The following is an 8,102-nucleotide window of genomic DNA, read 5'->3' as shown; positions in this document are numbered from 1 at the left end:
CTTTTGATTCTAAATTCTCCAGGGCCACAATTATTACATTTGGGAAGTTGTAAGCTAGTAAGAAAAGTAGCTCCTGAAATCATATGAAAACTTTCATCCATAGGAACATCGATTTTATCCAAAGTATTAATTAATATCTGTCCTGAAGTATTTACATATTTATATTCTCCATATAAAATATCTTCATAAAAACCTTCATAATCATACTTTAATTTTTTCTTTAATATAATAGTTAATTCTTCATTTCCATTTTGATATTTCCATGTTCCTAAAAAATTATCTAAAAAGTTATCTGTATCTTTAAAATATGCATTATCTGGAATTTCTGTATAATCATTCTTCATTGGGATTATCTGTGCTTTACATGAAATAATGCCAAATAGAAGTATTAATAATATTGTATTTTTCATAATTTATAAATTTAGTTACAAGGATTTGGTGTTATTGTGTAATCATTTCCACTTTGGCTGATTGTTAATTTTTCCCAATTGGTTAAATCTTCATCGGCTTTGTATAAAAAACACGGCTGTTAAAAACCGTGCTTATAATTTATTCCTTTATAAAGATAACACCATTTAGCTTTTGAAAATATTGTAAAAAGCTAAATGGTATCATTTCCAACTTTAATGGTTATTTTCAAATCTGTTCCTACCGGAAGATCAGGACTGCTGTATACTCCGTTCTGGTCTTTTACAAGGTTTTTACCGTTTTCATTGGGATCACTCAGCTTTCCCTGCAATGTTGTAATGCTGGGTTTTATATTTGCCTTTGCCGGTTTATAAAGATCTTTCAGCTCTTCGCACGGTGTTGCAAGATACGCATCATAAAAATCCTGCCATACATGGGTAGGATGATCCTTAAAATACTGAAGAATAAACTTCACAAAATTCGGCACTTCCTAATCTGAAATATACCATTTTGAAGAGATTGTAATTACCCATATTTAGAATAAAAATTCTCCCAATTTTTTTTAGAGAGAACGTATTTATTATTGTTTTATCATCGTATATTCCATAGCGGGTACTCGTGGCTGGTCTGGCAAATTATCATTAGGATTATTGGTTACTCTCCCATTAGATCCCAATACTTTTACTTTTATGGTGGTAGAATCTATATAACGAAAAACTACCCGACTGTTAATGAGTCCCCCTATATCAGGATCTTTAAAAGTACTTTTCACTCTAAATTCACCATTGTTACAATTAGTACAGATTGGTAATTCATTATTTGTAATAAAAGTAGCACCTATAATATTATGATAGCTTTTACTCGTATAAGCAAAATCAATTTTATCTAATGTATTAACTAATGTCTGTCCTAAATTGTTAACATACTTATATTCTCCATATAATACGTCTGAATAAATTCCATGATAATCGTGTTTTATCTCTTTCTTTAAAATTATGGTTAGTTGTTCATTCCCATTCTGATATTTCCAGGTTCCTACAAATTTATCAAGAAAATTATCTGTATCTTTAAAATAAGCATTATCTGGAACTTCTGTGTAGTCGGCTTTCATTGGAATTACTTGTGCATTGCATGAAATAATTCCGAGGAAAAGTATTAATAGTATTGTATTTTTCATAATTTAGTTACAAGGATTTGGTGTTATTGTGTAATCATTTCCACTTTGGCTGATTGTTAATTTTTCCCAATTGGTTAAATCTGAATTTGCTCTGTATAAAGATACTTTTAAATTATAATGTTTAGGACTGTTATCTATTTTTGTTACAAATTTTAAGAAAGTTTTTTCTAACGTTGTGTAATCAGTATTCCATCCTCCTACTGTACTATGAAGACTATTAAAATCATTTTCAAATTTATTTTCAAAATCTGCCCTTCCTTCTTCGTTCTCGGGTTTATAAATATTGTAAACAGTACTTTGGAAAAAAGCAGCATCCTGTGGTTCGTAAACAAGTGCATACACCTGTCCATTGGCAACTAACATGTGTACCGGCATAGGATAATCAGTATTGTTGTTACCATTTAAAGGTGGCGTGGTAAACCACTGGGAAAAATTAAAAAGAACAGCTATATCCTGATGAGAAAACATTCCCTGCAATTTGTCATAATGAAAATGCGCTCCCCCAAAAGTAGTAGGTGTTTTCTCGTACTTTACAGAATTATCATCTTCCGACCATGTAGTTACTTTTTTAGCATACATTCCTCCTGTTGTAGGATTATATCTAAAATTATATCCTTGTTCTTTATCCGTATTGGGTTGGTCTACTGTATTTCGTAGGTCTTCTAAAGCAGATTTAATACTTACTGTTCCCGGAGGCAATGAAGCAGGAGTATCCAGCATTTTCTTCAGTTTGTCGCAAGATGCCACTGCATTATTATAATCCTGCCATACTGCATTAGGATGATCTTTAAAATACTGTAATAACGTCTTTATAAAATTCTGTACCTCTTCGTCTATCGGAAGATCGCCACAAACCGATGGGCTGTATCCTTGTAAAGCAAGATACTGATAAATCTTTAGTCTGATATTGTAATTGCCGTTCAACTGATCAATCTCGTCCTGATTGAGATCCAACGGATTGCAGATTACATTTCTCGGTCTTTGGATAATGTAGAGAGGTGCCGTTGTGGGCAGGGTGATGACAGGAGGCGTCTCTCCGGGAGGAATCGTATTGTTTGCGGGAGCCCCTCCGGTGGAAGTTCCTGTGTTTCCCGCTGCTCCTCCCTGCGTTTGAGATCCCGATGTACAGGCAGGATCAAAACTTACCGTTACCGTATTGTAAGGAATGATGATATTATAAGCATCACAATACTCTCCATTGGTATGATGATAGCCCGGAACTTCACAATCCATATAGGTTACCGTGTAGGTAGAGCAGCCCATAGAAAAAGAGTCTGTAAAAACCTGTAAAGATTCTCCATTTCCGGAAGAGCTTTCGGTTATTTTTACCGTCTGGTAAGAGTTGGCATCTATAGAAAAGTCGGGAAGTCTTCTGTATTTTAAAATGTATTTTTCGGTAACCTGATTATTGATGCTCTTCAGAACCAATTTTTCTTCAATTCCTGAAGAAGGATCTCCAATAATGTAGAAAGAGTGATATTTCGCATCAAGGTAAGAAACTTCTTCAAAGGTATCGGTATAGATTTCATAATTATCCTGTACTGCCGTATGTTTCGAAAGGGATGAATTTCCACCACTTCCGGTATTAAGATAATTTTCAATTCTGCTGACACTGGGCTTCAGAAAACTTCTTTTTTCATAATCGGTTTTGTGCAGAATCTCTGTTTTTACATTGTCTTTGGTAAGCTGATAAGTGTTTTGCGTATTTTCGCTGTTGACATAGTCGAGCTCCTCTCGACAGCCCGACAGGAAGAACACTAATGCCATAAGCATTATGAAATAACTTTTTTTCATTTGTTATTAATTTTTTTTCGAGTGTTAAATTATAATTTTTTTTGATATTTCAATATAGGGAGACTCCTATATTTTACATTTTTTGCTTTGCGGTTTATTTTATCCCGACCTATTCAGTATTTTCATCGTTTTAAGTTTTTTAATTAAACATTTTCATGTGCAAAAATAAATTTGCAGTACGACAAAAGCTGTCGTATTAATTTTAATAAAAAGCCTCAGACAAAATTGATCAGGAGATAGAATAATGCAAAAGGCACGGAGCAAAAGCCAATCTGTATTAGAGGTACCGCTAAGAACCCAAAGACCAAGAAAGACTCCGCCCGTGCCAGTTATAGGTACACGGGCGTAAGTCTATCAAAATTTGGTCTTTTTAGAAGATTAGCGGTTTTCTAATACCAAAATGATAGCTTACGCTTGTTTCGTTAAAATTATGGATGCTAATATAGAAATAAAAATATTACTTTTTATAATGCATCAAAATTTTTTTAGAAGTTATCCCTTATTTTGGGTATCATCTATAGATTTGTTTTTTCTGGAAGAATTTACCATAGCAATCAGATTTTCAAGAGTGTATTCAGAAGCCTTCTGCTCTCCCTGAAATATAATTTTTCCCAATCTTGCCACGTCACCTATATAGACATACAGCTCCCTGTAAATGCCTTTGTTGGCAGAGGTAAAGGCTTTCCTCTGCTGTTGGAAGCTGCTCTGCTCATTGCTTTTTGCCGTAATGGCATCAAACGCATTTTGCAGTACCGTTTCCGTATCGGCTTTCATTCCATAGGATGTTAATAGAGCGTTGTTGGCTGCAACAACATCTTTCAGAGATTTAAGCCCCATCAGGACGCCTTCAAAATTTCTTTTGTTTACTTTTTTCAGTACCTCGCTGGTTAAAGAATTTTTTATTCCGGCTTTATCAAAGACCAGATTTAGCAGTTTCATGGGTTTAGAAAGTTCTTTGCCCAATGTATAAAGTTCTTTTGTGGTCTGCTTTTGCTGTATCAGCAATGCGTCTCCGGTTTCCTTTGCCCGTACCTCATCCGTCTTGCTTTGCATTGCCGAAAGATAGGCAGCATTGAACAAATGATTTTCTGCTTCAAAAAAGGCTAAGTCTCTAGCTAAACTGGTTAGTAATGCATCAGCAATCGGCACATACTCTTCTTTTAAGATTCCCATTGTATAATTATTTTAAAAATTCGGAAAATAAATATACACTTTAATCCCTCATCTTTAGAGGTTTGTATGCTTTTAATGCACTGTTTGGAAGATTATTAATACTGTTGATTATTTTTAATTTAGTATTTACATGAAACGGTGTATTGTTTAGGATAAATTTTACTTTTTAAACCATCTTTAAAGCAGTAAAGAGTAATTTTATTGCAGTATTAAACATTTTTATTCCACTGTGGAAGATTTTTATTGTACTGTGGAACATTTCTATTTCACTGTTAAAGATTTTTGTTGCACTGTGGAATATTTTTATTCCACTGTTAAAGATTTTTGTTGCAATGTTGAAGATTTTTATTGCAGTATGGAAGATTGAGATTTGTGTTTTCAGATAAAGTATATTTTTGAAATAAAAAAATAAGAATACATAAAAATTCTTCTCGTAAATGATTAAATTTGACAAAAATAATTCTAACAGATGAGCATTTTAAAAGGAGTAGGTGTTGCTTTGGTAACGCCCTTTAATGAAGATTTATCCGTAGATTTCGAAAGTTTAACAAAATTGGTAGACTACAACATCGAAAACGGAACCAGTTATTTAGTTGTTTTGGGAACTACAGCAGAAGCTGCAACACTTTCTGCTGAAGAAAAAAAACAGGTGGTTGAACACATCATTAAGGTTAATAATAAACGCGTTCCTTTGGTTTTAGGAATCGGCGGAAATAATACTCTTGAAGTTAAGAAACAGATTGAAGAAGCAGATCTTTCTGAATTTACTGCAGTACTTTCTGTTTCTCCTTATTACAACAAACCCAATCAGGAAGGGCTTTATCAGCATTATAAAATGTTGGCTTCAACCGGGAAAAATATTATTATCTACAACGTCCCTTCGAGAACAGGACAAAATGTTGAGGCAGAAACAACGCTGCGCTTGGCAAGAGAATTCCCTAATTTATTCTTGATTAAAGAAGCAGCTCCGAATATTCTTCAGTATTTCGATATTTTAAGAAAGAAGCCGGAAGGTTTCAATCTGGTTTCTGGGGATGATGAATATACGCTTCCTGTAACTTTGGCAGGTGGAGCAGGGGTAATTTCTGTAATCGGGCAGGCATATCCTAAAGAATTTTCTACCATGGTTCAGTTGGCTTTTGATAAAAAAGTGGATGAAGCCTACGAAATCCATAACAAGCTGGTTGAGATCACGAGACTGATTTTTGCTGAGGGAAATCCTTGCGGAATTAAAGTGATTTTAGCGGAAATGGGAATCATCAAAAACTATCTGAGACTTCCGTTGATCGCGGCTTCAGAAGGGCTTCATGCTAAAATTAAAGCTGAAATGGCAAACATTTAAAAGAAAGTTATTAATCTGCTTTATAATGAATGGTGAATTCACAGTAACATTTTAAAGCATTCCAAAATATCAGGTGAAAGAATCAGTTCTTTCACCTTTTTCAATTTTTAAAATTTAATTAAATGAAATTAATAGAAGCTACAGAAAAAGATATTCCGATGATTCAGGATTTGGCAAGAAGATCCTGGGAAAGTGCATATTCGGGAATTATCTCCCATGAACAGATTGATTATATGTTAGGGAAAATGTATTCGGAAGAAGAAATTTCATCCCATTTGAAGAATCCGGATTATCATTATTTTTTAATTTTTGATGAAAATAATAATTCCTTTGAAGGCTTTATGGGATATGAAAACGGTTACGAAGATGCCACGACAAAGCTCCACAGAATCTATCTGGTTCCGGAAAGTAAGGGGAAAGGTTTTGGAAAAGAAGCCCTGAACTTTTTAAAGCAGAAAATTTCTGAGAGTAATGATAAAAGAATTATTCTGAATGTGAATAAGGAAAATAACGCTAAAAATTTCTACGAATCTCAGGGATTTAAAGTATATGATGAGGTGGTTCTGGATATAGGAGACGGTTTTGTAATGGATGATTATCTGATGGAATTTGTCTTTTAAGACACCACAGATTGGAATTTTATAAATCTTAAACATAATTCTATAAAATGTGATTTATTTATTTTCCGCATCTTTGCTGTACCAAATCACCTATAACAGTACATTCATATGCTTGGTGCTAAGCTTTATTGGCTTTTTATCAGTATATTTTTTTTCATCCTTAGTGTTTAAATTCCTGTATTTATTAATGCAGGAGTTTTTTATTTATGCAAAAAATAGCAGATTTTTATTATTTCACTTTTAATTGAAATAAAATTTTTATATTTACAATGAAACATTAAAGGATATATCAAAGATGAAAATGTATGTAAAATTTGACTTCAATACCCTCTGCAAAAAGATACTGGACGAGAAACTTCGGGAGCACGGTCTTAAATACAGGCTTTTGAACTTCGGTGAAGTAGAGTTCTATGAATCTCTTACCCAGGAGCAGCACAAAAATTTTAAAAGAAACCTTGAAGACTACGGAATAGAAATAATTGAAAATCAAAAAGCTGCATTGGTACAGAAAATTAAAGATGCCATTGTAGAACTTATTTCTTCCGAAGAAGGAATCTCTGTAAAAGCCTCCATTTACATTGCCGAAAAACTCAATCACAGCTACGGATATCTTTCGAATCTGTTCTCGGAGATTACGCATACTTCCATTGAGAATTTTCTTATTATCCGCAAAATAGAGTTTGCAAAAGAACTGATTATCAGTAAGAAGCTCAGTTTTACGGAGATTGCTTACCGTTTAAATTATTCAAGTGTAGCACATCTCAGCACACAGTTTAAAAATACGACGGGAATGACGCCTTCTCAGTTCCAAAAAATTATTTCGCTGAGGAGAAAATTATCTCATACCAACGGACAATATTTGAAGGCTGTATGACCAAAGATTATCTGAATGTGTTTCTTATAGAAGACGACGAAGGAAAGCGAATTTTTTTTGAGAATATATTTACGGATTCAAAAATAGCCATTACAACAAATACTTTCCACAATGTAAAATCTGTCATGGATTTGTTGGGTGAAGAAGATATTTTTGTTCCTGAAATGGTATGGATCAATAAGAGTATTCTTGAAAAAGACAATTCTGAATTTTTGTCAGAAATAAAATCCGATGTGAAGTTTAATACTATGGTGATCCTTATCTATTCAGAAAATTTTAAAAATGATGAGGAAGATGATTTTTTGGTGAAAGGAGCCAATATTCTAATGAAACTTCCTGATAATTATAAAGATATGAAGAAAATTGTGAGTGAAATTATCACCATAAACTGGCAATATCACACTTCAGGATTCAATAAAAATAATTTTATCATGAAAGTGTGAAAAATTTGATTAAATTATTTTGGAATTAAAATTAAAGTTTTATATTTGTAAAGTAATACTCACTCAAAGGTGATAATTGGGTAAAGAAATACGGATATTATCATTTGAGAAATTACCGAAATTGGAACACAGATTTATTATATCAAAAAACGATAAATGAAGAATGAAAATTGTTTCAGTTTTTGAAAAAAATTATATAAATCACAATGTTAGTTAAACAAAATGAATTATAATAATTTCCAATTATAAGCGCAGAAGATCTTTAAACAAA

Annotated in this window: 9 protein-coding genes; 4 read left to right on the top strand and 5 right to left on the bottom strand. The window is 32.9% G+C overall.

Translation table 11 applies throughout. The annotated features are described in order from the left end of the window. The 5 genes from DD829_RS24000 to DD829_RS21180 form a co-directional block, all read right to left on the bottom strand. The coding region (locus DD829_RS24000; RefSeq protein WP_317048573.1) for a DUF6705 family protein at positions 1 to 410 on the bottom strand (410 nt) is incomplete at its 3' end. Positions 411 to 601: 191 nt separating this feature from the next. Continuing rightward, positions 602 to 883, bottom strand: coding sequence for a hypothetical protein (locus tag DD829_RS21195; protein ID WP_123906953.1), 282 nt, complete (start codon positions 881 to 883; stop codon positions 602 to 604). Positions 884 to 988: 105 nt separating this feature from the next. Continuing rightward, on the bottom strand, positions 989 to 1,585 hold the full coding sequence (locus DD829_RS21190; RefSeq protein WP_116548124.1) for a DUF6705 family protein: 597 nt from the start codon (positions 1,583 to 1,585) through the stop codon (positions 989 to 991). Positions 1,586 to 1,588: 3 nt separating this feature from the next. Then, entirely contained in the window at positions 1,589 to 3,379 is a 1,791-nt protein-coding gene (locus DD829_RS21185; protein ID WP_108411107.1) for a hypothetical protein, read from the bottom strand. A gap of 492 nt (positions 3,380 to 3,871) precedes the next feature. Next, positions 3,872 to 4,552: a hypothetical protein gene (locus tag DD829_RS21180; protein ID WP_108410018.1), complete on the bottom strand. Its 681-nt coding sequence runs from the start codon at positions 4,550 to 4,552 to the stop codon at positions 3,872 to 3,874. Between the two features lie 469 nt (positions 4,553 to 5,021). Here DD829_RS21180 and dapA point away from each other — a divergent pair, with 469 nt between their 5' ends. From dapA to DD829_RS21160, 4 genes are all read left to right on the top strand, one after another. After that, the gene (gene dapA / locus DD829_RS21175) at positions 5,022 to 5,894 is read left to right on the top strand and encodes a 4-hydroxy-tetrahydrodipicolinate synthase (protein ID WP_108410017.1); all 873 of its coding nucleotides are present in this window, start codon (positions 5,022 to 5,024) and stop codon (positions 5,892 to 5,894) included. Positions 5,895 to 6,016: 122 nt separating this feature from the next. Continuing rightward, on the top strand, positions 6,017 to 6,514 hold the full coding sequence (locus DD829_RS21170) for a GNAT family N-acetyltransferase (protein ID WP_108410016.1): 498 nt from the start codon (positions 6,017 to 6,019) through the stop codon (positions 6,512 to 6,514). 295 nt (positions 6,515 to 6,809) lie between these two features. Beyond that, entirely contained in the window at positions 6,810 to 7,388 is a 579-nt protein-coding gene (locus tag DD829_RS21165) for a helix-turn-helix domain-containing protein (protein WP_108411275.1), read from the top strand. Next, complete coding sequence (locus DD829_RS21160; protein WP_116548123.1) at positions 7,385 to 7,831, top strand: response regulator; 447 nt, start codon at positions 7,385 to 7,387, stop codon at positions 7,829 to 7,831. Before DD829_RS21165 ends, DD829_RS21160 begins: the two co-directional genes overlap by 4 nt. Positions 7,832 to 8,102 lie beyond the last annotated feature (271 nt).

This window comes from Chryseobacterium sp. HMWF035 (assembly GCF_003094695.1).
GTDB classification, from domain to species: domain Bacteria; phylum Bacteroidota; class Bacteroidia; order Flavobacteriales; family Weeksellaceae; genus Chryseobacterium; species Chryseobacterium gambrini.
Note: the sequence above shows the minus strand (reverse complement) of the source record. Positions and strands in the feature narration are given on the sequence as shown.